The organism is Pseudoruminococcus massiliensis, assembly GCF_900291955.1.
Classification (GTDB): Bacteria; Bacillota; Clostridia; order Oscillospirales; family Acutalibacteraceae; genus Pseudoruminococcus; species Pseudoruminococcus massiliensis.
On record NZ_OLMR01000002.1, the window covers coordinates 382,267 to 406,918 of the forward strand.

The 24,652-nt window shown below is 38.6% G+C and carries 17 protein-coding genes and 2 tRNA genes; 9 read left to right on the forward strand and 10 right to left on the reverse strand.

From position 1 onward, the window contains the following. Positions 1–261 precede the first annotated feature (261 nt). From C9914_RS04625 to C9914_RS04665, 9 genes are all read right to left on the reverse strand, one after another. Complete coding sequence (locus tag C9914_RS04625; RefSeq protein WP_106763692.1) at positions 262–1,701, reverse strand: PH domain-containing protein; 1,440 nt, start codon at positions 1,699–1,701, stop codon at positions 262–264. Continuing rightward, positions 1,682–2,143, reverse strand: coding sequence for a PH domain-containing protein (locus tag C9914_RS04630; RefSeq protein ID WP_106763694.1), 462 nt, complete (start codon positions 2,141–2,143; stop codon positions 1,682–1,684). Before C9914_RS04630 ends, C9914_RS04625 begins: the two co-directional genes overlap by 20 nt. A 39-nt stretch (positions 2,144–2,182) precedes the next feature. Beyond that, complete coding sequence (gene mfd, locus C9914_RS04635; protein WP_106763696.1) at positions 2,183–5,644, reverse strand: transcription-repair coupling factor; 3,462 nt, start codon at positions 5,642–5,644, stop codon at positions 2,183–2,185. 30 nt (positions 5,645–5,674) lie between these two features. Then, positions 5,675–6,283 (reverse strand): aminoacyl-tRNA hydrolase, encoded by a 609-nt coding sequence (gene pth, locus C9914_RS04640; protein WP_106763697.1) that lies wholly within the window; start codon positions 6,281–6,283, stop codon positions 5,675–5,677. 614 nt (positions 6,284–6,897) lie between these two features. Beyond that, positions 6,898–9,879, reverse strand: a complete 2,982-nt coding sequence (gene secA, locus C9914_RS04645; protein ID WP_022264640.1) for a preprotein translocase subunit SecA — start codon at positions 9,877–9,879, stop codon at positions 6,898–6,900. A gap of 15 nt (positions 9,880–9,894) precedes the next feature. Then, positions 9,895–10,401, reverse strand: coding sequence for a hypothetical protein (locus tag C9914_RS04650; RefSeq protein WP_106763699.1), 507 nt, complete (start codon positions 10,399–10,401; stop codon positions 9,895–9,897). Positions 10,402–10,588: 187 nt separating this feature from the next. Next, positions 10,589–10,663: transfer RNA gene (locus C9914_RS04655), tRNA-Glu, on the reverse strand. A 5-nt stretch (positions 10,664–10,668) separates the two neighbouring features. Continuing rightward, positions 10,669–10,745, reverse strand: a tRNA-Met gene (locus C9914_RS04660). A 216-nt stretch (positions 10,746–10,961) separates the two neighbouring features. Continuing rightward, positions 10,962–11,984: an asparaginase domain-containing protein gene (locus C9914_RS04665; RefSeq protein ID WP_106763700.1), complete on the reverse strand. Its 1,023-nt coding sequence runs from the start codon at positions 11,982–11,984 to the stop codon at positions 10,962–10,964. Between the two features lie 77 nt (positions 11,985–12,061). On the opposite strand from C9914_RS04665, the gene C9914_RS04670 reads away from it, so the two are divergent. Then, positions 12,062–12,559, forward strand: a complete 498-nt coding sequence (locus C9914_RS04670) for a DNA-deoxyinosine glycosylase (protein ID WP_106763702.1) — start codon at positions 12,062–12,064, stop codon at positions 12,557–12,559. Here C9914_RS04670 and C9914_RS04675 read toward each other — a convergent pair. Further along, complete coding sequence (locus tag C9914_RS04675) at positions 12,556–14,172, reverse strand: leucine-rich repeat domain-containing protein (RefSeq protein ID WP_106763704.1); 1,617 nt, start codon at positions 14,170–14,172, stop codon at positions 12,556–12,558. The genes C9914_RS04670 and C9914_RS04675 overlap by 4 nt on opposite strands. Positions 14,173–14,435: 263 nt before the next feature. On the opposite strand from C9914_RS04675, the gene C9914_RS04680 reads away from it, so the two are divergent. The 8 genes from C9914_RS04680 to recG all read left to right on the forward strand — a co-directional run bounded on the left by C9914_RS04680 (position 14,436) and on the right by recG (position 24,651). After that, entirely contained in the window at positions 14,436–15,194 is a 759-nt protein-coding gene (locus C9914_RS04680; RefSeq protein ID WP_106763705.1) for an exodeoxyribonuclease III, read from the forward strand. A 138-nt stretch (positions 15,195–15,332) separates the two neighbouring features. Then, positions 15,333–16,274 (forward strand): ATP-binding cassette domain-containing protein, encoded by a 942-nt coding sequence (locus C9914_RS04685; RefSeq protein ID WP_106763707.1) that lies wholly within the window; start codon positions 15,333–15,335, stop codon positions 16,272–16,274. Further along, entirely contained in the window at positions 16,274–16,978 is a 705-nt protein-coding gene (locus C9914_RS04690; RefSeq protein WP_022264646.1) for an ABC transporter permease, read from the forward strand. Before C9914_RS04685 ends, C9914_RS04690 begins: the two co-directional genes overlap by 1 nt. 38 nt (positions 16,979–17,016) lie before the next feature. Further along, positions 17,017–18,648 carry a Gldg family protein gene (locus C9914_RS04695; RefSeq protein ID WP_106763708.1) on the forward strand — a complete coding sequence of 544 codons (1,632 nt, stop codon included), beginning with the start codon at positions 17,017–17,019 and terminating at the stop codon, positions 18,646–18,648. Positions 18,649–18,811: 163 nt separating this feature from the next. Next, entirely contained in the window at positions 18,812–19,690 is an 879-nt protein-coding gene (locus C9914_RS04700) for an alpha/beta hydrolase (protein ID WP_106763710.1), read from the forward strand. 3 nt (positions 19,691–19,693) lie between these two features. Beyond that, positions 19,694–20,983 (forward strand): hypothetical protein, encoded by a 1,290-nt coding sequence (locus tag C9914_RS04705; protein ID WP_022264649.1) that lies wholly within the window; start codon positions 19,694–19,696, stop codon positions 20,981–20,983. A 17-nt stretch (positions 20,984–21,000) separates the two neighbouring features. After that, positions 21,001–21,711 (forward strand): DUF6320 domain-containing protein, encoded by a 711-nt coding sequence (locus C9914_RS04710; RefSeq protein ID WP_106763712.1) that lies wholly within the window; start codon positions 21,001–21,003, stop codon positions 21,709–21,711. Positions 21,712–22,617: 906 nt separating this feature from the next. Beyond that, on the forward strand, positions 22,618–24,651 hold the full coding sequence (gene recG, locus C9914_RS04715) for an ATP-dependent DNA helicase RecG (protein ID WP_106763714.1): 2,034 nt from the start codon (positions 22,618–22,620) through the stop codon (positions 24,649–24,651). Position 24,652: the final 1 nt, after the last annotated feature.

Sequence of the window (24,652 nt, forward strand, 5' to 3'; positions counted from 1 at the left end):
TCCTCCGCGTGTGAAAACTTCTTATTCTCACTACGAGCGAGACTTGTCGAGCGATTCCGCGTCTTGGGAACGGCGGCTCGCCGCCTTGAGCGAAACTTTTAAGTGTCTTTGAGAAGTTTGTTAGCTAAGCGGTAGTTTAGTCCTCCGCGTGTGAAAACTTCTTATTCTCACTACGAGCGAGACTTGTCGAGCGATTCCGCGTCTTGGGAGCGGCGGCTCGCCGCCTTGAGCGAAACTTTTAGGTGTCTTAGTGTGAGTTTGTTAGCTACCTATTCTTTTTTCTATTTGTTTGACTATTTCTTCGGCATCGGCTAATCTTAAGTGCTTAACTGTATGAATCGCTTTTTGTTCATAATAGAGATAAACTCTGACATTGCAAAAGCCTGAATGTTGTTGAAAAAGATTTTGCCTGATTTCAACGAACTGTATATGTTGATATGGGATTACATACTCAACGAGTGAAAGCTTTCTATATCCGCAGAACATTGCACAGCTTTTATTATAACCGATTGAGGAATTATAAAACGCATAAATACGAAAGGCTATCCACCACGCAAGCGGGGCAAGAGATATTAACAATGCGGTGAAATACAAATCGTCAAGCAATGGCACAAATATAAGCAGACTGACCGCCGCAAAAACTGTTCCCATAGCTATTAGTGGAACCATAATATATGAGAAAAATCGGCTCTTTTCGGGGCGTAGGCGTCTTTTATAGTGAGTATCAAAGCCAACTATGCCCTTAATTGCAGAGGCAAGCTCTCGGTCATTAGCGGCTATTGCGATAAGGCTTTTATCGCCCTTATCTTTGCCAGAGCCTACGGCGAAAATTCCTGCACTTCTCAGCTTTAGCATAGCCATAGAAAGTGTACGGCTTATAGTAAGAGCCGAAACCTCATGAATTTTTGTATAGCGTTCGTTTTTAACTCCGATTCCTCTTGTTATGGCAATATAATCACCAATACGCTTTGAGGAAAATCTTGCGTATCTGAAAAATTGGAAAAGCATAGCGACTGCCCAGCCAAGTACAAGAATATTTGCGATAGTTGCCGCAGCTGGTGTAATGCCGACTGAAACAAGGTTTGTCCGGAAATCGACGGATTTAATTACTATGCTGTTAAATTCCTTGCCAAGAATATTACCTGTCTTTTCAATAAGTGGTGCAAGCAAGAGCAAGCCTGTCATTGGGTTTGACCAAAGGGCTGACATAAGCACCATACGAAAATTACCAGCCATATATATATAGCTTGTTTTTAGGCCGTCGAGCATTTTAATAATTATAAACCGAGTTTTACTTCTACGCATATAGAGGGAAATATCTCGCTTTTTGCTGAAGCCTGCGGGTGTATCTATATTTATTTTTGCTGCATTAAAAATAGCTGCGAAAATATTTCTATCAACAGTTATAGTTGAAACATTTTCAAACGGAACAGTGTATTTTCGCTTTATCAAAACTCCACGCTCAAGATATATGCCATTTGCGACCCTTTTATATCGACAGGTATTATAGAAAATAAGTGCAACAGTTATAACTCCTATGGCATAAAGTGCTGAAATACCCATTGAACCGATTATTTCAATTGCGTTCTGTGGTCTATATAACAACTGCTGTATTACCGGCAACAAAAGTAGAAGTGCTGAGCCTGTCAATTTTGACAGCATAGCGAAAGGGTGTTGTTTTTTAAGACTTCTTTCTTTCACTACGCACCTCCTTTTTTGAAAGGTCGAGAGCGGTTTTTATTTTTAGTGCGTCCTCTGGGGTGATATTTTGCAGTGTTTGAGTAGAACCTGCTGTCATAAACGATAGAGAACAAACGCCTAAGTGGCGTTGAATAGGTCCGCTCAGAGTTATAATATATTGAATGCGTTCAGGACTAAGCATACATTTACGCCTGACAAAAAAACCTTGCTCTATGGTGAGGTTATTTCCGACTAAATAGAAATTTGTATGCTTATAGAGCTTAGGGCAATAAATAGTTATAGCAAGAATATATGCTATTATTATAAGAGTAGCGATGATAGATGATATTATTGGGAAAAACACGAATAAAGCACCAAGTATAAATGCGGTGCCGAATAAAATAAGAGTGGCTCTTATACGCCAAACGAGGATTGAATTTTTAGATGGTTTTTGTTTTTCCATAATAATCACCTGAAAAATTTATATATATAACGCAAAGCCTTATCCTATGCCCTTAATATCTAAGGTTGTGCATAATAAATCCAAAATCTTTTCATTTGGCTGCATTTTAATAGCTATATATGGTTTATTTGTCGCACTAAGGGTTGCTCTGCTCTTCATTCGACTTATAATATCTGCAACCGCAGGCGTCTTTATATTTCTTACAAACATCATAGCATAGCCATCACGCTGTTTGATTTCATAAATTCCTGAACTTTCTGCCTTACTTCTGACAAGTGCAATCGTAAGAAGTCCAAGTACGGACTTAGGCGGGTCGCCAAAACGGTCTATCAATTCGTCTGTAACATCGCTTAAATCTTCTTCTGTGCGGATTTCGGAAATTCTGCGGTAAATCTCAAGTCTATGGCTGAGATTTTCGATATAGTCTTCTGGAATGTGTGCCTCAATGTGTATATCAACAAGGCAGTCAATATCTCTGTCGGGATTTTCTTCGCCCTTTTCTTCACTGACAGCGTCACCGAGCAATCTTAAATACATATCATATCCGACATCTTCCATATGACCGTGCTGTTGAGCACCGAGGATATTTCCTGCTCCTCGGAGTTCGAGGTCACGCATAGCAATCTTGAAGCCTGACCCAAATTCTGTAAATTCACGAATAGCTGAAAGTCGCTTTTGGGCGATTTCGCTTAGGACTTTGTTTCTTGTAAAGGTGAGGTAGGCATAAGCTCGGCGAGAGCTTCTGCCAACTCGTCCACGAATCTGGTGTAGCTGGGAAAGTCCCATTCTATCGGCATTTTCAATTATTAAGGTGTTGGCGTTAGGCAGGTCAACGCCTGTTTCGATAATCGTTGTGCAGACAAGGACATTTATTTCGCCTTCGAGCATTTTTCGCCAGATTTCGGAAAGCTCGTTTTCGTTCATTTTGCCATGTCCAAAGCCGACCTTTGCTTCGGGAATATCAAGCTGAATCTTGGCGGCTCTTTGCGATATAGTTTCAACGGAATTATGAAGTACGAATACCTGACCGCCTCGGCGTAATTCTCGGCGGATTGCCTCGTTTATAACATCGTTATCTTGTTCGAGGACATAGGTCTGAACAGGGTGTCTGTCTTGTGGGGCTTCCTCTAAAACGGACATATCACGAATACCCGACATAGCCATATTAAGTGTTCTTGGAATAGGTGTAGCGGAAAGTGTGAGAACATCAATATTCTTACGCATTTCCTTGAATTTTTCCTTTTGAGCGACACCAAAACGCTGTTCCTCGTCAATTATGACTAAGCCTAAATCTCGGAACTCAATATCCTTGCCGAGAAGTCGGTGAGTGCCGACAATTATATCAATATCACCGTTTTTGAGCTTTTTAATGATTTCTTTCTGCTCTTTGGCGGTTCGGAATCTTGAAAGTAATTCTATATTTACGGGAAAACCCTCAAATCTGCGGAGGATTGTCTGATAATGTTGCCACGCAAGAATTGTTGTAGGGACAAGTAAGGCACACTGTTTTGAGTCGGTTACGCATTTAAAGGCGGCACGAAGTGCAACTTCTGTTTTGCCGAAACCAACATCTCCGCAGAGCAGTCTTTCCATAGGAACGGTTCGCTCCATATCCTCTTTGATTTCTTCAATGCAACGGAGCTGGTCGGGAGTTTCTTCGTATTCAAAACGAGCCTCGAAATCCTTTTGCCATTCGGTATCCTTTGGAAAAGCGTGACCTTGTGCTTTCATACGCTCGCTATAAAGCTTTATAAGCTCATGCGCAATATCTTTAACGGCTGTGCGTACTTTTGTTTTGGTCTTTTGCCACTCTGTACCGCCAAGCTTATGGAGTTTGACGGTGCTATCTTCACGAGGACCGATATATTTTGCGACAAGGTCGAGCTGTGTTACGGGAACATAGAGAACATCTTGCTTTGCGTATTTTATCTTGATGTAATCCTTTGTTACACCTTGGGTTTCTATCTTGTGTATGCCGTCAAAAATGCCTATTCCGTGTATGGAATGAACTACATAGTCACCGATTGAAAGGTCGGTAATACTTGAAATTCTTTGACCGTTTGTATGCTTTTTACGGCGTTTTTTTGTTGCTATGCTGACTTGACCGTGTGTTATCAGAGCAAATTTAGCCGCAGGATATTCAAAGCCAGCCGAAAGACTGCCAGCCGCAACATATAGCTTATTTTCTCCGAGAGGAGAATTGTTTGCGATAAAAACGGCGTTTTTATCGTGGGTCTTTAAATCATCGCAGAGATTTTTGGCAGCTTTTTCTGTTCCGCAGAGTACGACCACTGTATATCCCTGAGCAAGCATAGCATCTAAATCGTCACAAAGTATTGAAACAGAACCACTCCATATGGAAAGACGCTTGACGCTCATATTGAAAAGCTCTCGGAGTGTTAAGTCGGAAGTTCCTCTTGTAAAATTATCTAAAAGAATAGTATTACGGTGCTGAACATTATCAAGATAATCCTGATAATCAAGCGAGAATGTATCGAGTCCTTTGCAGAGAGTTCCGTCTGAAAAATAGTCCTTAATATCCTCGTGCCACTGCCACATAACGGATTTCATTCGTTCACGAAGATTGACTTGCTCTGAAACAAAAACAAGCATATCGTTATCTATATAATCGAATAATGTTTCGCTCTTAGGATAAATCAGCGAATAGAACTTGTCAACGCAAGGAAGATTGCCCGTATCTCTGAGAATATCACATTCGTTTAAAAGCTTTTCCTTTGCTATTGCGGAAGTTTTGCCACGAAGTGAAGTGGCTTTTTTGGTAATTGCTTCTATAAGCTTTTCTTTATTGTTGATAAGAATTTCCGTTGATGGGGTGATTATGAATGAATCGCAGGTTTCGGTTGTTCTTCTTTGGGTTTCGGGGTCGAAATAGGAAATATTGTCGATTTCATCTCCCCAGAATTCTACACGCATAGGTCTTGTTTCTGTTGTAAGAAAGAAATCAAGAATACCACCTCGGACGGCGAATTGTCCAGTTCCCTCAACCTGCTCGGTGCGTTCATAGCCTGCATTTACAAGTGAAAGTACGATTTTATCGAGCGGGATTTCATCGCCGATATGTGCGGATATAGTCGCAGTTTTAAGGCTCTTACTTGGAATTGTATATTGCAATAAGCCGTCAATGCAAGCGACTACTACATCACATAGCTTATTTTGCAAGGCAAAAAGGGCGTGTATGCGTTGATGTTCGTATTCGTGCGAGCGTCCAGCCATATCATAGAAAATGAAATCTCTTGCGGGATAATAAAGTGCTTTAAGTCCCATAGCGGAAATATCTGCACAAAAGCTTTGAGCCTCTTGCTCATCAGCGGCAATTACAAGAGCGGGGGCTTGTTTTTCACGACAAAGAGAATATATAAGGTGAGATTTATGGACAGTCGAAAGTCCCGTCACGCAAGCGGGCAGACGGGATAAGTCGATAGCTCTTGAAAGCTCTCTGTATTCTGGAATTTTATAAAATATATTATCTAAAAATTTCATTTTTGTACCTAATAATTTATTTGGGTTTGATTACGAATTAAAGAGATTCATTGCCTTGTCAGTCTGTTCATTTACCATATATTCGACACTCTGTGCGGCATTTTCGGCGGCCTCGGTCAGGGATTTCATTTCGCTTTCTGTAAATCTTGAAAGTACCCAGTCGGCTAATTCCCAGTGTAGATTTGGCTTTGCACCTACGCCAACCTTAATTCTTGGAAATTTGTCGCTTCCTGAAAGGTAGATGATATTTTTAATGCCGTTATGACCGCCGTCACTGCCCTTTCTGCGGATACGGAGTTTACCCGGTTCAAGGGAAATATCATCAAATATAACAATAGTATGCTCAGGCGGAATTTTATAAAAAGCCATAGCCTCTGTGACGGCTTGACCGCTAAGGTTCATAAAGGTTGACGGTTTCATAAGGAGAACACGCTTTCCGCCGATTGTACCTGCTCCGCAAAGTGACTTAAATTTTAGTCTATCCACCTTGATGTCGTTTTTCTTGGCGATTGTATCAAGGGTGATAAAGCCAGCATTATGACGGGTATTTTCATATTGAGAACCAGGGTTTCCAAGACCGACGATAATATATTCTATGCTGCCTGTATTTTCAGTAGAATTTTTCTTTGAGAATAACATAATAATACAACTCCTAAGGCTGAGGTTAGCAGCCTTGACATTATCTTTATAAGCACCAAAACCAACCCGATTTTTTAATCAGGTTGGTTCGGTGGAAATTATTTAAGAATTAAGTATATTTTCTTATTAAGTATTTTGGCTGAAATTCAGCTTATTTATACTGCGTACTTATCTTAGAAAAACAAAAGTTTCGCTCAAGCCTTTTTAAAGGCTTGCAGGGTCGAGGGACGGAGTCCCTCGTAGGTTTTAAGGGCAACGCCCTTAACATTTTTTTGCTCCCTCATCGGTGGACTATGTCCACCGATTGGATTCTTTTGTTAGCAACATTAGTATTAAAGGCGGACAAAGTCCGCCTTTAGAAGGCAAGACAGGTTAAGGGCTTCGCCCTTAAAACCCACCAAAGGCTCTGCCTTTGGAATCCGCGAGCCTTTGAAAAGGCTCGAGCGAAACTTTTAAGTGTCTTAGGGAAAGTCTGCTAACTAATCGGTAGTTTCTTCAACCGCGTCAATATAAGTTAATTTAGAATGTCGAGCGAGGCTTGCCGAGCGATTCCGCGTCTTGACAGTGGCGGCTCGCCACCGATTCCGCGTCTTGGGAGTGGCGGCTCGCCGTGCTTATTCGTCTTTGCCGCAGCACTTCTTATACTTCTTGCCACTTCCGCATGGGCATGGGTCATTTCTGCCGATTCTCTGCTTTGCACTCTTAACAACAGTCTTTGAACGACCGTCTGAGCCATCAGCATTAGTCATGGTAGGCTCTGCAACCTGCTCACGATGTGTATACTTTTCAGCTATATTCTGAACATCTTTATCGGTAGTTTCAACCTCAACCTCAAGGTCAGCGGACATTGGCTCGCTGTCATCTTCATTTACAGCAGAAAGCTCATCAGATTCAGCCTTTGCAGCCATTGCCGCAGCTTGTGCATATGCAGCGGCTCTTGCACGACCTTCTGCTGCACGCTTGAGAGCAAGCTCACGAAGCTTTTTCTGTTCTTCCGTTTTCTCGTGAATTTTTCTTGGAATAACAAGAAGCATTTTGACAGTATCTTCACGGATAGATGCAATCATCTCATCAAACATATCGAAACCTTCCATTCGATACTCAACAACAGGGTCGTGCTGTCCGTATGCTCTTAGGCGGATACCACGCTTGAGTTCTTCCATAGCGTCGATATGGTCCATCCAGTAGCGGTCAACATTCTTGAGGAGATAGACACGCTCAATCTCACGCATTGTTTCCTCTGGAATGAGGGTTTCGTTTTCTTCATAAAGCTTTTGACCGTATTCTACAAGCTGGTTTCTGAGGTAATCTTTCTCGAGAGATTCAAATTCTTCATCGCTAAATTCGAGGAATTCTTTTTCTTTATCTTCATCGAGGAACCAACCTCTGAGATGCTCTCTAAGACCATCAAGATTCCAATGTTCTTTATCTTCACTTGAGAGATAAAGATTAACAGCAGATGTGATAACATCAGTAACCATCTTAAGAATAGTTTCACGAAGGTTTTCGCCATCGAGAACCTGGTCACGCTGACCGTAGATAATTTCACGCTGACGATTCATAACATCGTCAAACTGGAGAACATTCTTACGGATTGCAAAGTTTCTGGATTCGACCTTTTCCTGAGCGCTCTGAATAGCATTTGTGAGGAGCTTGTTTTCGATAGGCTCGTTATCTGGTACTTTCATAGTTTCCATAATCTTTGTAAGTCTGTCGCCCGCAAAGATACGGAGAAGTTCGTCATCAGCTGAAAGATAGAAACGGCTTGCACCCTTATCGCCCTGACGACCTGCACGACCACGAAGCTGGTTATCAATACGGCGAGATTCGTGACGAGCTGTACCCATAATGAACAGACCGCCAGCCTCTCTGACCTTTTCAGCCTCGGCATCGGTTTCTTTCTTATATTTAGCTTCAAGTGCTCTGAATGTTTCACGAGCCTTATTGATGTCTTCGTTATCAGTTTCTGCAAAACCTGTTGCTTCGACAATAAGCTCCTCTGGAATTTTCATCTTACGCATTTCAGATTTTGCGAGGTATTCGGCATTACCACCAAGGATAATATCAGTACCACGACCAGCCATATTTGTTGCGATAGTAACAGCACCGAGCTTACCAGCCTGTGCGATGATTTCAGCTTCTTTTTCGTGATATTTAGCATTGAGGACATTGTGCTTGATACCCTTTTTCTTGAGCAACGCACTGAGAACCTCGGACTTTTCGATAGAAATTGTACCAACAAGAACAGGCTGACCGTTTTTGTGAGCCTCCATAATATCCTCTATGAGAGTTTCAAACTTGCCTTGCTCTGTTTTGAAGATAGCGTCTGGGAGGTCGATTCTCTGGATAGGTTTATTTGTAGGAATTTCTACAACATCGAGCTTGTAAATTTCCTGGAATTCTGTTTCTTCGGTCATAGCAGTACCAGTCATACCAGAGAGCTTTTTATACATACGGAAGTAGTTCTGGAATGTGACAGTAGCAAGAGTTTTGCTTTCACGCTCAACCTTAACGCCTTCCTTAGCCTCGATAGCCTGATGCAAGCCTTCATTGTATCGTCTGCCATACATAAGACGGCCTGTGCTTTCGTCAACGATGATAACTTCTCCGTCCTTGACAACATAATCAATATCCTTACGCATAATGCCATGAGCCTTGATAGCTTGGTTTATATGGTGCTGATAGACAACATTTTCAGGGTCAGTGAGGTTTTCGATTCCAAAATATTCCTCAACTTTTTTGACACCGAGAGGTGTAAGAGTAGCTGTTTTAGCCTTCTCATCAACGATATAGTCTATGCCCTCTTGTTTGTAAAGCTCGTCATTATCTTCTTTGTTGTCGATTTCAACAAACTTCTTGCTGGTGAGCTTCTTAGCAAGCTTGTCAGCTCTCTCATACATATCTGTTGATTTATCACCAGGGCCTGAAATGATAAGAGGAGTTCTTGCTTCATCTATAAGAATGGAGTCAACTTCATCGACGATAGCGAAGGCGTGGCCACGCTGAACCTTTTGATTTTTATAGACAACCATATTATCACGAAGATAGTCGAAACCAAGCTCGTTATTTGTGCCATATGTAATGTCAGCGGCATAAGCTCTGCGGCGTTCATCATTAGAGGCATCATGAGTGATAAGACCAACGGTGAGTCCAAGAAAACGATAAAGCTTGCCCATCCATTCAGAGTCACGCCTTGCGAGGTAGTCATTGACTGTAACAATGTGAACGCCCTCACCTGTAAGACCGTTGAGGTATGCGGGAAGTGTAGCAACAAGAGTTTTACCTTCACCAGTTTTCATTTCACTGATTCTTCCCTGATGAAGAACTATACCACCAATAAGCTGTACAGGGAAGTGACGCATACCAAGAACACGGTCGCCAGCTTCACGACAGACAGCAAATGCCTCTGGAAGAATATCGTCGGTAGTTTCGCCGTTTTTAAGTCTTTCTCTGAACTTGTCGGACTGCTCACGAAGTTCTGCGTCAGTCATTTTTTTATATGTATCCTCTAAAGAAAGGATTTTGTCAACAATAGGGTTAATTCTTTTAAGCTCACGCTTACTATAATTTCCGAAAAAAGATTTTAGAAAGCTCATTATATCACCTCATAATTATTTCTTATACTCTTTGAAAGCCTTGAGAACATCTGATTTTCTTGTTTTGTTAAGCTCTTCACCCGAATTATCGGTATAAACCATGAGGTATTTTCCATTATCGGAAAGAGTGGCTTCTGTAGTCATTCCGAGAAGCTCAAATTTACCATCTTTCTTTACGCTTTCGATTGTTTTTTTAGCTTCATCATTGAGATTTTTAAGGTCGTATTCATAAAATTCTGCTGTTACTTGAGAGTTATTAAAAGTAAACATGTATCTATGACCAGCTTTTGCACCAATCATACCATATGACATTTCTGTTCCGTCCATATCTGGCAGGAAAGCTCTCTTTTTAAGATATTTCTCAAGTCCATCAAGGTTATCGTCATAGTCCTTTACCTTAACAGAATCCGCCTTAGGAACATTATCAGTTGAAAGAGCAGTAAGCTGAGTACCACTGCTTACACAGCCTGAAACTGAAAATACTATTGCGGCACAGAGAATAATTGGTAATATCTTTTTCATTTTAATCCTCCGAATTTAGTTTGTTTAAATCCGCTCGCTTAAATTAAGAAAGTTTACAGATTTATGGTATTTTTGCATACCACAAATAATTATAGCTTATTTATACAGATAGTGCAAGAAAATTTTGTAATTTACAAAATAAAAAAAGTGAACAATTAGAATAAATCTAACTGCTCACTCTGAAGTGTGGTGACCCGGACGGGAATCGAACCCGTGTTACCGCCGTGAAAGGGCGGTGTCTTAACCGCTTGACCACCGGGCCATATCTGGTAGCGGTAGTGGGACTTGAACCTACGACACTTCGGGTATGAACCGAATGCTCTAGCCAACTGAGCTATACCGCCATATTTTTTGCCGTTGAATAATCAGCTTGTTCATTATACAACGGCAAAAAGGATTTGTCAAGTACTTTTTCAAAAAAAATAAATAATTTTTTGAAATAAGGGGATTGCAAAAGATAATTAGTTATTGCGATGAACTGCGTTTGCCTTTTAGAGAAAGAGATGCTCAGGACTTTGCCCTTGGAATCTGCAAGCCTTTAAAAAGGCTTGAGCGAAACTTTAATTGTCTTGGCAGTGGTGGCTCACCGTTTCAAAATAAATGTTGTGATTTAGTAAGTTAATATTGGTATTACAAGCCAAGAGAAGTTTTGCGTAGGAGCTTTCTGGAGATGTGCTGTAAATCGGCAGACAACCAGCTTTTATAAGTTCGGCACTCGATTTATAATGCTCATTTTTATTTTTGCAAGGTGTGCAGTATACATCTATACCACGCTTATGGCAATTTTCAATCAATGTCAGCACGCTTCCCTTGCCAGCAGTACGGGCTGTACTTGAATGATAGGTCATAAGCAAAACCGCTCCTGTATCTTCACCTATTGCAATTTTGCTGAAATCAAGTCCTGGGTAAGGTCTGATAAAAACGACTTTTTTATTAAGCTTTAATTTTCCATTTAAGATGGGCTTGCGAGGGCTTTCTATTTCGGCTTTAGTGGGATTTATAGAAAGCTCTGTGAACTCGAATTTCTCGCCATTAACAAAGCCAAGCTCTTTACCACCAAAGCTTTGAAAAGTATCGGTTAAGCCGTCAGCCTCTAATATTCTTGTTGGCAGAAATACTCGACTTTTGCCGATTCTATCGCCGAAAACAGTAAAAGCACCCCTTGAAAAGCATTTAATAATAGAAACTGCGGAATGAAAATTATTTAAAGCATTGCTTCTTTCATCAAGAACGATATAATTAGAAGCAATTAGTACTATCGGAATAGGCAAATGGCAAAGGCACATCGAAAGCATTGCAGATGAATATGAAAGAGTATCACTTCCATGAGTTATGATAATTCCATCGAAACTGTTAATATTATATTCGAGAATGAAATTTATCATAGTTTCCCAATGTATAGGCTCGAGATTTTCGCTTGCGATATTTAAGGGCTGAACGAGGGTGAAATTGTCCCCTTTTCCATATTTTTCGCAGTATTTATCTATAAGCAACAAAGATGCTTTTTCATCAACATCAATTATTTCTCCGTCACTTATACTGCCAATCGTGCCACCAGTAAGAACTATCAGAACTTTAGCCATTTTACTGCCCTCCTGTCGATATATAACTTAGTATACCACCCGAAAGAAAAAACATCAATTATAAAGTAGGTAAGGTTATGGAAAATAAGATTATTACACACCCTTTAAAACCGATTTTTGATGAAAATTCGGCTGTTTTGATTCTTGGCACAATGCCTTCGCCAAAATCAAGAGAAAATAATTTTTATTATGGACACCCACAAAATAGATTTTGGCGAGTTTTATCAGCTATTTTTGGCGAAAAACTTCCTGAAAATAATAAAGAGCGAACTGCACTTTTATTAAAGCACAGAATCGCTCTTTGGGATGTTTTGGAATCTTGTGAAATCAAAGGTGCTGAGGATAGTTCAATTAAGAACCCTATACCGAATGATTTATCTCTTATTCTCGAAAGCTGTCATATAAAGGCTATTTTCACAACTGGAAAAAAAGCTTTTTCGCTTTATGAGAAATTATGCGAGCCGAAAACTAAAATTTCGGCTATTTCTTTGCCATCGACAAGTCCGGCTAATTGTCGGTTTACGCTTGAAAGGCTTATTGAAGAATATAGTGCTATTAAGGATTTCTTGGGTTAGTCTGTAATATAATATATATTTGGAGCTTTACAGGCTTTTAGGGTTTCTTCTGTTTTTGAGCCTTGTCGGCAATAAAAATCAATATTAATTATGGATAAATCATAAGACTCTAAAGAACTTATAGTATCTGGTAGGTCTATTCGTTTGATAGGTGTGTAATCCCCAAAAATGTCAAGATCAAAGGTTTTGAAGCTTGATAAAAGTGTAAAATGAGTGAGATTTGAGCAATCACTAAAAGTATTTGATTTTATATCTTGTACATATTTTGGAATAGTGATTTGTGTTAGACTTCGGCAAGATTGAAAAGCTTCCTCTCCTATCGTTAAAAGTCCGTCGGGAAGATGTATAGATTGTAAACTCTCGCAACTTCTAAAGGCAGTGTCACCGATTTCTGTTACACTACTTGGAATATCTATGCTTTTCAAGCTATTGCAACCTTCAAAAGCATCTTTTCCTATACTTTTTATGCTTTCAGGCAAACTAATACTGGCTAAATCTTCACAATCACAAAAGGCATAATCTTCAAGTATATCAGAACCTTTTAAAAGAGTTAATTTGTAGCCGTCCTTTGTGACACTATATTCATAATCTCCGTCCCATAAAAATCTTAATGAAAATTCTGTATATTCACCTGTGACAGGGTCTTGATATCTATCGTGCAAGACTCGTTCTCTGCTTTTTTCTTCGTAGGACATTTCTTGAACTGGGGAATTTTCAGGTGCATTAATGTTAGAAATCCAATTAAATATGGCGGTTAAAATTTTCAAGACTATTATTATTGTAATTATAATTCCAATAATGATTGCTGCTACGATACCAGCCTTTTTAGTTGTTTCTTTATCTAATTTGACAGGCTTCTTTTTTAGAATATCAAGAGTATGCTCATCAGTATAAAATTCTGCTACACTTTCTCGCTCAACTCTATGTTCTTTGAAATTCAAGGCATTTGTGCAGGTTTCAACAAGATTTGGTGGAGGATTTGTCTTATGGCTTAGCTGTTCGGCACGCCGAAAAATCGTTGGCAAAAATGAAGGTGTGGGATAACTTCTTTTACCAGTTTCTTTTTCCATTTGCAGCTCTATATCGCTATTGGCTTGGCAGATTATGTGTTTAACACAGGCTAAGGTAATACCCATATACTTTGCCATACGCTCTAATGGCACATCTCTATAATATAATAATGTTAAACATAATCTTGCGCTATCTAACAGTTGCTTGAAAATATCTATGATTTTAGAAGTAAATTCAGGCTTAGCATATTCACTGACAACATCAAGGGGAATTTTATCATAATTTTCCATTTGCTCATCAAATTTATTTGCTAAATCTTCTTTATTGTCAAATATAGGTGCATTACTATATGATGTAATAATAATCACACTTTGCTTAATGATTATCCTATCTAAAAGCTCATTTGCTTTTTCATCATCTTTTGGCAGTGGAATTGACATATATATTTTATTATAAATTGAAAAATATAGCTTATTAGCTAATTCAGAATTTGGGCAGATAAGATTGGCTAAAAAGAAAATAACATTATTGGTTTTGTTATAGATGTCTTCAAATTCGAGCATATCCGAGGTCATGAAATTATTATTTGGAGTTTGTTTCATATAAAAACACCACTTTCATATATTTTAATTAATTTTAATTATATCATACTAAATAAAGCTATACAACTGATATATTATAAAATCTTAGATTATATAGGTAAAAACTTTTGAGCGTTATGTAAATAGTATATATTTTACTTGATATTGTGTGTGAGTGTATGGTAAAATGAAATAATAATCGAAAATAATTAAAAACACTTATCTCGTTAGAAGAATTTTATATATTTTTCTAAATGAAGCTATCAGAATGACGGGAGCGGAATATGAAATTTTTATCATGGAATGTAAATGGTATAAGGGCTTGTCTTGGCAAGGGCTTTATTGAGTCGGTTCTTGCGGAAAATCCTGATTTTATATGTATACAGGAAACTAAAATGCAATTAGGACAGGCTACTATTGAGCTTGATGGCTATGAGCAATTCTGGTGCAGTGCGGAGAAAAAAGGATATTCGGGAACGGCAATATTCGCAAAGCATAAGCCTCTTTCTGTAACATATAACGGTATGGATATAGAAGAACATTCCCACGAGGGTAGAATGATAACCCTTGAATATGAAAATTTTTACCTTATAAATGTATATGTGCCAAATTCACAAGACGGCTTGAAACGAATTGATTACCGTATGCGTTGGGAGGACGATTTGCGTAAGTATCTTATTGAGCTTGATAAGAAAAAGCCTATTATTCTCTGCGGGGATATGAATGTCGCACACAAAGAAATAGACCTTAAAAATCCTAAGACAAACCGTGGAAATGCTGGTTTTTCTGATGAAGAACGAGGAAAAATCGGTGAGCTTCTTGGTGCGGGCTTTATAGATACTTTCAGATACTTACACCCAGATGAAACGGGTATATACAGTTGGTGGTCATACAGAGCAAGAGCAAGGCAGAATAATGCGGGTTGGCGTATTGACTATTTTATCGTATCAGACAGGATTAAGCAGAATATTACTTCTGCAAATATTCTGACAGAGGTTCTCGGAAGCGACCATTGCCCTGTTACTTTGGAGCTTGATATTTAATTAAAGGTCTTGGTAGAGGTGGCTTCATAGGTGATTACCTTTTAAAACTGCAAGCTTTTAATTTTAAAAATTTAGAGGCAAAAAAGATGATTTAACATAATTTTGCTGATAAAGATATTGCTAAGGAGCGTATTATATATGATTGAAGTAAAAAATCTGGTCAAAAATTATGGGAGGCAGACGGCTCTTGACGGAGTTACTTTCTCCGTTAAGGACGGCGAAATTTTAGGCTTTCTCGGACCTAACGGTGCAGGAAAATCTACTACAATGAATATCATTACAGGATATATATCCGCAACAGACGGAACTGTGCTTATTGATGGTATTGATATTCTTGAAGAACCAAAGAAGGCTAAATCTAAGATTGGATATTTGCCTGAGATTCCGCCTGTTTATGGCGATATGACGGTTGAAGGCTATCTTAAATTTATGTTCGATATAAAAAAATTAACCTTGCCAAAGAAAGAACATATCTTAGAGGTTTCTAAGCTTGTCGGTGTTGATAAGGTCAGCAACCGTCTTATTAAGCATCTTTCTAAGGGTTATCGTCAGCGTGTTGGTTTTGCTCAGGCTTTATTGGGAAATCCGCCTGTGCTGATACTTGATGAACCGACTGTTGGTCTTGACCCGAACCAGATTATCGAAATGAGAAACCTTATTCGCAAGCTCGGCAAAAAGCATACAGTTATTCTGTCATCTCATGTTTTGTCAGAGGTTCAGGCAACCTGCGATAGAATTGTTGTTATCAATAAAGGCAAGATTGTGGCTGATGATATGAAGGACTCTATGACCTCAAGAGCGGCTGATAACAAGCTTGTTGCTGTTATTGAGGGCAGAGAACAAGGAGTTATTTCTGCTATACGCAATATTTCGGGCGTAGTGAATGTTAGAAAAACTGGTGAGCCTGAGCATGGCTGTGGTGAATATACAATAGAATGTAAAGATGAAGCGGATATTCGCAGAGCCTTATTTAAAACTATGGCAACACAATCTATGCCGATTCTTATGCTTCATAGAGATGAATATTCCCTTGAAGATGTATTTATCAAGCTTACACAGGGCAAAGGAGGAGATAAATAATGGGCGCAATATTCAAAAGAGATTTTACATCATATTTCAATTCGGCAATAGGCTACATAACTATGGCTGTATTTTTCTTTTTCAGCGGATTATATTTCTATACGACTTGCTTATATACAAAGACATCAGATATGTATTATGTTTTTCAATCTATGTTTTTGGTTATAATGTTTGTTATACCGCTTTTCACAATGAAGCTTTTCAGTGAGGAAAGAAAACAGAAAACCGACCAAGCTTTGCTTACTTCGCCGATAAGCATAACAAGAATAGTTATAGGCAAATATCTTTCTGCAATAGCAATGTTTGCAATATGCTTATTGATATTTGTTGTTTTTGAGATAATTCTTGCTTTTATAGCAACACCTTCGGTAGGAGTTATATTCGGAAATATTCTCGGACTTCTCCTTCTCGGAAGCTCACTCATATCAATCGGTATATTTGTTTCATCTCTTACAGAAAGTCAGGCTGTTGCGGCACTTGTTACTTTTGCGATTGAGTTTGTTATAAATATTTTAGATTCATTTGCTTCAACAGTTTCAAATGATTTCCTCAAGAATTTACTTCTTGCATTCTCATTCCGAACAAGATATAACAATTTTGCACTTGGCCTTATTAACCTTGCAGATATGATATTCTATCTGAGCGTTACGGCACTATTCCTGTTCCTGACAATAAGAGTTATTGATAAACGCCGTTGGAGCTGATTTAATCCATGCAGAACTCAGAAAGGTGATGAATATTTATGAACAATGATGAAAATAAAAAGGAACTTTCTGCCGAAGAAATTATCGAAGCAGAAAAGCCTGAAACAGAAAAAATTGAAATAAATAGTAAGTCGGAAGTTAAAGCTTATAATACAAATAGTGATGGGCAAAACTCAAAGAAGAAAAAAACTAAATCTCCTAAAGCACCAAGACAAAAGATGTCTAAGGCAAGATTTAACCACACTATTGGGGCATTGGTGATAACCGCAGTTGTACTTGTTGCGACTATTTTGCTGAATGTTGTTGTTTCGCTTATGTCGGATAAGCTGCCAGGAATGAGCATAGACCTTACAAGTAAAGGTGCGTTTCAGCTTTCTGAAACTTCAATAAAGCTTGCACAAAATGTTAAGAAGGATTTGAAGATTACTTTCCTTGATGATAAGCAATCTTATCGTTCAAAGGCAAGCTCGAATACATACTATGCACAGGTTATGGCTATTGCTGAGGAATATGGCAAGTATAACAATAAGATTTCTGCGGAATATATCAGCATAGTTGATAATCCTAATTTTGAAAATAAATATCCGCAGGAAACTCTTAGTGCAGATAATATTATTGTTTCTTGTGGCGATAAGTATCGTATACTCGACCAATACGATATTTTTAATGTCAAGAGCTATTACAGCACATACAGTTATATTGCCTCATCAAAGGCTGAGGAGGCTTTTGATGGTGCTATTCTTTCGGTGACAAGTACAGAAAGCACAAAGCTTGCGATTGTTGAAGATAATTCAACAGAAGATTTCACATATTTTAAGAATATTCTTGAACAGAATAACTATGAGCTTGTCAGCGTAAAGCTTGAACAGGAAGATATTCCGAAAGATGCTAAGATGCTTATAGTTTTTACACCTGAAAAGGATTTCTCAAAGACAGCTGCAAAGAAAATTCGCACATATCTTGAGAATAACAAAGAATATGGCAAGAATATGCTCTATATTCCAAGCTCAAAGACTTATAAAACGCCAAACCTTGATGAGGTTCTTTCTGATTGGGGAATTACAGTTGGTGACGGACTTGCATATGAGCTTGAGAGCAGTTCAGTATATGGCAGAAATATGTATGATGGAATACTTTGCTATATGGGAAGCAATGCTTTTACTTCAAAATTTGATGATAATTCCGCTCCTGTTATTTCCTCTTATGCAAGACCGATTACACTTGATTCCGATGCAGAAACTCAATCCTTGCTTCAATATTCTTCTAAGTCGGGAGTTTGTCCGAGTGATGCAGATGATTCTTACGATTTCACAGGTAATGCAAAGGGAAATATAATTATTGCTGGTTATGGTGTAAACGGAATTTTTGCTAATGATAAAAAGAGCAGTGATAAGATTTCAACAGTTTTTGTATTTGGTTCATCGACAATGTTTGAAAAGACAATTCTTGCTTCAACATATAGCGACCAAAAATATATACTTGCTATGCTGAGTGAATCTTGTGGCAGAGTAAACCAAGAGATATCAGTTGAGGCGAAAGAGCTTACACAATATGATGTTCAAATAGATAATAATTCGGCATCAGTTATTGGCTTAGTTTGCTATGTCGGTTTGCCGATAGCGGTTATATGTGCAGGCTTGATAGTATTTGTAAAGAGAAGAAATAAATAAAATTTTCATTACCCGAACTGATATGGTTCGGGTAATTTTTATATTATTTGTAGAATTTTTACAGAACTGCTTAAAAATATAAAAGAGAGATATAGACAAAATAAGGCAAATGGATTTATAATATTGTTTAAAAGCAGATTTTAATATATGGGAGAAATTGCTAATGAAAAGCGATTTTATAAAAAATTTTTTAAAAACAGCTCAACCGATAGTTAATCGAATACCATTGATGAACCAAAGGTCGTATCAAACGACATTTTTCACGCTAAAACCTCTACCCTCTGATGTAATATATGATGAGATAGAGGACTTTTCGTATAAAGCAGAATGGGTAATACCTCCTGAGGAGGACCCCGAAAAGGTAATTTTCTATACGCACGGCGGTGGCTATGGTATGGGAGATTTAATTTCATCAAGGGCATTGATTGCACCAATCGCAAAAAAGACAGGAATACGAGTTTTTTCGTTTGAGTATCGTCTTGCTCCGGAACATCCCTTCCCTGCCGCCTTCGATGATGCAAAGAAAGCTTATGAATATGTTCTTGGACAAGGATATTCCCCAGGAAATATTATTGCCTTTGGAGAATCAGCAGGCGGAGGCTTGGCGGTTTCTAATATTCTTAGGCTTATTGCAGAGGGAAAGGAAGCTCCTAAGTGTCTTGTGACTATTTCACCTTGGAGCGACCTCACTGCAACTGGTCAGACATATTTCCTCAATGAAGATAAAGACCCATTATTGCGTGGAAAATATCTGAAAAGACTTGCGGATTCATATGTCGGAGATGATTCGCCACTTAACCCTTATATCTCCCCCGCCTTTGCAAGCTATGATGATAGATTTCCACCGACACTTATTCAGGCTGGCAGTGACGAGGTTTTGCTTGATGACTCAAAGCTTCTTTATAATGCTATGAAAGATGGCGGAGTTGATGTCGATATAGAAATTTATCCGAAGATGTGGCATGTCTTTCATATCTGGCAGATTGAGGAATCAGATAAGGCAATTACTGCGATTGACGAATTTATTAAAAGAAAGGTGTAGCTTATGGCTGACACAAGAAAAGCGTGGTATCGCTTAGATAATGCCGCAAAAATATATCCTGCTGTAAGAACTCAGAAATGGTCTGGAAATTTCAGGGTTTCTGTAAGCTTAAAAGAAAAAGTTGATATGAAAATTCTTGAAAAGGCTCTTGCTGATACGGCGGAAAGACTTGTTAGCCTTAGGTTGAACTTACACAGAGGATTCTTTTGGTATTATTTAGAGGATAGCGGTGAGAGTGTAAAAGCAACTGAAGATGTGCGAAATCCTTGTGCGAGATTCGGCGGAAAACGCAATCGAGAAAAGCCCTGCCGTATTCGTGTTTATGAAAATAGAATTGCACTTGAGATTTTTCATGTACTTGCGGACGGCACAGGTGCTATGAATATCCTCAAAACGCTTACTGCACGATATATTACGCTTAAATATGGCGAAAAGATTCCTGCGGAGAATGGTATTATTGATATTAATTCTGAACCTGATAAAGAGGAAATGGAGGACGCATTTAAGCGTTATGCGAGATTTAAGGCGGTTAAAAGCCGTCAGGAGCTAAAGGGCTATCATTTTAAGGGAACTAAGCTAAAACCGCATGATATAAATATTATTACTGGGCTTATGTCGGCAAGTCACATACACTCTATTTCTAAATCTTATAAGGTTACTGTGACCGAATTTATAACAGCACTTATGATTTATTCGTTTATGCAGTGTCAGAGCGAAAGTAAATGCTATGTTGAAAAGCCTGTGAAAATCAGCGTTCCGATAAATCTTAGGAAGATTTATCCGAGCAAAACTTTAAGGAATTTTGCGTTATATATAAATCCTGGAATAGAGCCGAGATATGGAGAATTTACCCTTGAGGAAATTATTGAAGATGTTCACCATTTTATGAGAATGAATAACAAGGAAAAGTATCTCAATGCGATTATGTGTAAAAATCTTAGTGATGAGATGAACCCTATAACAAGAGTTGTTCCTCTTTTTATAAAAAATATTGTTATGAGAATTGCCTTTAATATGTATGGAGAAAATCTGGTTTCTTCTACTTTTTCAAATCTTGGTATGGTAAAGGTTCCTGATGAAATGGGAAAATATATAGACCATTTTGATTTTGTCTTTGGTCGCTTTAAGCGTGATATGCCAAGTGTTGCTGCGGCAAGCTTTGGAGATAAGCTTTGCATTTCGTGGAGCAGTGGAATTGTAGAAAAAGATGTTGAACGCAGATTTTTTACGGAATTGGTAAAAATGGGTGTTCATGTTAAGCTTGAGAGCAATTTTTATCCTATAAATAATTGAGGAAAGGAAGCTTTTGAATGTCTTATTGCGTAAACTGCGGGGTAGAGCTTAATTCAAATGAAAAGCGTTGTCCGCTTTGCTCAACACCTGTAATAAATCCGAATATCGACAACAAACAAATGGATTTGCCACCGTATCCGCCGAAAAGTGAATTTATAGTTGAAAGAAAAATTAAGAATACAACTGCTTTGTTGATTTCAGTAGTGCTGTTAGTTCCTCTCTTAGTATGTCCATTATGCGATTATCTTGTAACTGGGAATATCTCATGGTCACTATATGCGATTTTGGGAATAGTGCTTGGATGGATATTGATAGTCCCGCCTATAATCATGCGTCATGATATAATAATAAAATGTGCTTGGCTGGATTTTTTCTCGATACTATTATTCCTATATTTAGTAAATATGATTACACCGACAAAGTCAGATTGGTTTGATGCCCTTTCTTTGCCAATAGTGTGTTTACTGATGATTATGCTTATGATTATATTGATATTGTGCAAGATTTTTCGTCCAAGACCTATAACTATAATTGCTTTATCAATCTTTATGCTTGGGTTATTTACTGTGGCGGTTGATATTTTTACAAATCTATTCTTAGGCAAGGGGATTACAGCTTATTGGTCTTTGCCAGCTATAATTGCTTGTACGGCAATAACAATATTGTTATTGGTAGTTTCAAGACTGGCTAAGTTGAAAGCTATAATCAGAAAAAAGATGCATATTTAATGGAAATTTAAGTTAAAATTAAGGTTGGGATAATATAATCTTAGACATTAAGAGGAACAACAAAGATTTTGTTGTTAATTTAGATTACTTCGGCACTATTGCTGCAAAATACACCCCTTCAAAAAGCCTATGGTTAAAACCACAGGCTTTTTTGTTTTTTGGTTGCACTGACTATATAAAATGTGATATAACTAAATTATAAGATAGTAGTAAGTTACCCTAAGATACTTAAAATTTAGGCGGAGTGCCTTCGCTCTCAAGACGCGGAATCGCTCGGCGAGCCTCGCTCGACACTCGCAAGGTAAGTTTGTTGACGCGGTTGGATAAACTACCACTTAGCTAACAAACTATCCTTAGACACTTAAAGTTTAGGTCAAGCCTTTTCTACACCAGCTTTGCTGGTGAAAACTGCTTGCGGTTTCCAAAGGTAGTCACCTACGGCAGAGCCTTTGGTGGGTTTTAAGGGCGAAACCCTTAACCTGTATTTCTTTCTAAGTGCGAACTTTGTTCGCACTTTAATTACTAATGTTGATAACGATAGAAAATTAAGCGGTGGACGAAGTCCACCGCTTTAGGAGCAAAGAATGTTAAGGGCTTTGCCCTTAAAACCCATGAGGGACTCCGTCCCTCAACCCTGCGAGCCTTTGAAAAGGCTCGAGCGAAACTTTTAATTGTCTTGGGAAAATTTGCTAACTAATCGGTAGTTCATTGGTAATTTCGTTATCCGCGGTAACAGATTTCCCTAATCAACTACGAGCGAGACTTGTCGAGCGATTCCGCGTCTTGACAGCGGCGGCACGCCGTCTCGAGCGAAACTTTTTAGTGTCTAAGATATGTGCATTAGCTAATTGGGAGTTCATTGGTGATTATTTCATTAGAGTCTTATGTGGAAATGGGGTAGGAAATATGTCACTTTTTAGTATGAAAATTACAGAGTTGCCAAAAATTGGGCCTAAAACAGCCACACTCTATGAAAGGCTTGGTGTTCATTCTGTCGGCGAGCTTATCAGAATGTATCCGAGAACATATGAGGATTTGAGTAATCCCGTTTCTATTTCTGAGGCTCAATCTGGCGAAACAGTCTGCATAAAGGCTCATATTGTAGGAAACAATCCGCCTGTAAGAGTTCGTGGAGGTATGATTATCTATAAGATTACTGTCAGCGATGACGAAAGTCAGATGACAATTACTTTTTTTAATCAACAGTATATGTATGATAAATTAAAGTATGGCGGAGAATTCCTGTTTTATGGCGTATTTAAGAAAAATATAAATAATTTTGAGATGGCATCACCTGTTGTTTTATCGACAGAAAGTGATGCGATAATTCACCCTATATATAAACAAACTGGTACGCTGACTTCACGCAAAATAGAAGTTGCTATGCGTGAGGCCTTAAAGTGTTTGCCCGAAAAAACAAACGACCCTATTCCAGAAAATATAAGAGAGGAATTTGGGCTTTGCTCACTTGATTTTGCAATAAGAAATATACACTTTCCAGCGGATATAAAAGCTCTCGAAACCGCTAAAAAGCGACTTACCTTTGAGGAACTTCTTGTGCTTCAGCTTGGAATGATTTTTAGAAAAAATTCCGTAAAAAAAGAAACCCCTCATAAAATTACTCAGGATTTTACGGAGGATTTTTATAAGCTATTGAGTTTTTCGCCGACATCAGCACAAAAAAGAGCGATTTCGGAATGTATATTAGATATGAAAACTGACAAGCCTATGACCAGATTGGTTCAGGGAGATGTTGGCTCAGGAAAAACGGCTGTCGGTGCTGCTTGTTGCTATACAGCGGTAAAGAACGGACTGCAATGTGCTTTTATGGCTCCGACAGAGCTTCTTGCAACACAGCACTATAATTCTCTTTGTCAGCTTTTTGAAAATAGCGGAATAAATATAGCACTACTTACAGGCTCGCTCACAGCAGCTAAAAAAAGAGCTGTGTATTCAGCGTTGAAAAGTGGTGAAGTTGATATAGCCGTCGGAACTCACGCTTTATTTTCAAAGGGAGTGGAATTTAATCGGCTTGGACTTATTATAACAGACGAACAGCACCGTTTTGGTGTTGCGCAAAGAGCCGAACTTCTTGAAAAGGGCGAAAGTCCGCATTTGCTTGTTATGTCGGCAACGCCTATTCCGAGAACACTTGCACTTATGATTTTCGGCGATTTGGATTTATCCATTCTTGATGAGCTTCCGCCCGGCAGACAGAAAATTTCTACATATTTAATAGATTCAACAATAAGACCTCGTGCATTGAACTTTATGAAAAAGCATATCAATAATGGCAATCAATGCTATATTGTTTGTCCGCTTGTTGAGGAAAATGATACCAATATGGCAAGCGTTGAGGAATATGCTGAAAGACTGAAAGACACTGCTTTAGGCTCTTGCAGAATTGCTGTTTTGCATGGTAAAATGAAAACCTCTAAAAAAGACGAGATTATGACGGAGTTTAAGAATGGAAATATTGATGTTCTTGTATCAACAACCGTAATCGAGGTCGGCGTTGATGTGCCTAATGCTGTTATTATGATGATTGAAAATGCGGAAAGATTCGGACTTTCACAGTTACATCAGCTTAGAGGCAGAGTTGGTCGTGGAACGGTGAAAAGCCACTGCATACTTGTTTCTGATGCACAGAACGAAGGAACTCTTGAACGCTTGAAGATTATGTGTAAGACGAATGATGGTTTTAAGCTTGCGGACGAGGATTTGCGTATGCGTGGGCCAGGTGATTTCTTTGGTTCAAGACAGCATGGATTGCCCGATTTGAAGATAGCAGGGCTTTCGAGTATGGTTTCTATAAATGATGCAAAAGAGGCCGCCGAAATGATTATTGCAGATGACCCGACGCTTTCCGAAAAACAGCATAAACCACTTGCTTTTGAGGTTAAGAGATTGTTTTCAAGCGTTGGCGGTACGCTGAATTAAG

What these genes read in the sequence shown, in the direction of transcription:
- C9914_RS04630 (WP_106763694.1), bottom strand. Translation starts at nt 2,143, where the DNA reads ATGGAAAAACAAAAACCATCTAAAAATTCAATCCTCGTTTGGCGTATA.
- mfd (WP_106763696.1), bottom strand. Translation starts at nt 5,644, where the DNA reads ATGAAATTTTTAGATAATATATTTTATAAAATTCCAGAATACAGAGAG.
- pth (WP_106763697.1), bottom strand. Translation starts at nt 6,283, where the DNA reads ATGTTATTCTCAAAGAAAAATTCTACTGAAAATACAGGCAGCATAGAA.
- secA (WP_022264640.1), bottom strand. Translation starts at nt 9,879, where the DNA reads ATGAGCTTTCTAAAATCTTTTTTCGGAAATTATAGTAAGCGTGAGCTT.
- C9914_RS04650 (WP_106763699.1), bottom strand. Translation starts at nt 10,401, where the DNA reads ATGAAAAAGATATTACCAATTATTCTCTGTGCCGCAATAGTATTTTCA.
- C9914_RS04665 (WP_106763700.1), bottom strand. Translation starts at nt 11,984, where the DNA reads ATGGCTAAAGTTCTGATAGTTCTTACTGGTGGCACGATTGGCAGTATA.
- C9914_RS04670 (WP_106763702.1), top strand. Translation starts at nt 12,062, where the DNA reads ATGGAAAATAAGATTATTACACACCCTTTAAAACCGATTTTTGATGAA.
- C9914_RS04675 (WP_106763704.1), bottom strand. Translation starts at nt 14,172, where the DNA reads ATGAAACAAACTCCAAATAATAATTTCATGACCTCGGATATGCTCGAA.
- C9914_RS04680 (WP_106763705.1), top strand. Translation starts at nt 14,436, where the DNA reads ATGAAATTTTTATCATGGAATGTAAATGGTATAAGGGCTTGTCTTGGC.
- C9914_RS04685 (WP_106763707.1), top strand. Translation starts at nt 15,333, where the DNA reads ATGATTGAAGTAAAAAATCTGGTCAAAAATTATGGGAGGCAGACGGCT.
- C9914_RS04690 (WP_022264646.1), top strand. Translation starts at nt 16,274, where the DNA reads ATGGGCGCAATATTCAAAAGAGATTTTACATCATATTTCAATTCGGCA.
- C9914_RS04695 (WP_106763708.1), top strand. Translation starts at nt 17,017, where the DNA reads ATGAACAATGATGAAAATAAAAAGGAACTTTCTGCCGAAGAAATTATC.
- C9914_RS04700 (WP_106763710.1), top strand. Translation starts at nt 18,812, where the DNA reads ATGAAAAGCGATTTTATAAAAAATTTTTTAAAAACAGCTCAACCGATA.
- C9914_RS04705 (WP_022264649.1), top strand. Translation starts at nt 19,694, where the DNA reads ATGGCTGACACAAGAAAAGCGTGGTATCGCTTAGATAATGCCGCAAAA.
- C9914_RS04710 (WP_106763712.1), top strand. Translation starts at nt 21,001, where the DNA reads ATGTCTTATTGCGTAAACTGCGGGGTAGAGCTTAATTCAAATGAAAAG.
- recG (WP_106763714.1), top strand. Translation starts at nt 22,618, where the DNA reads ATGTCACTTTTTAGTATGAAAATTACAGAGTTGCCAAAAATTGGGCCT.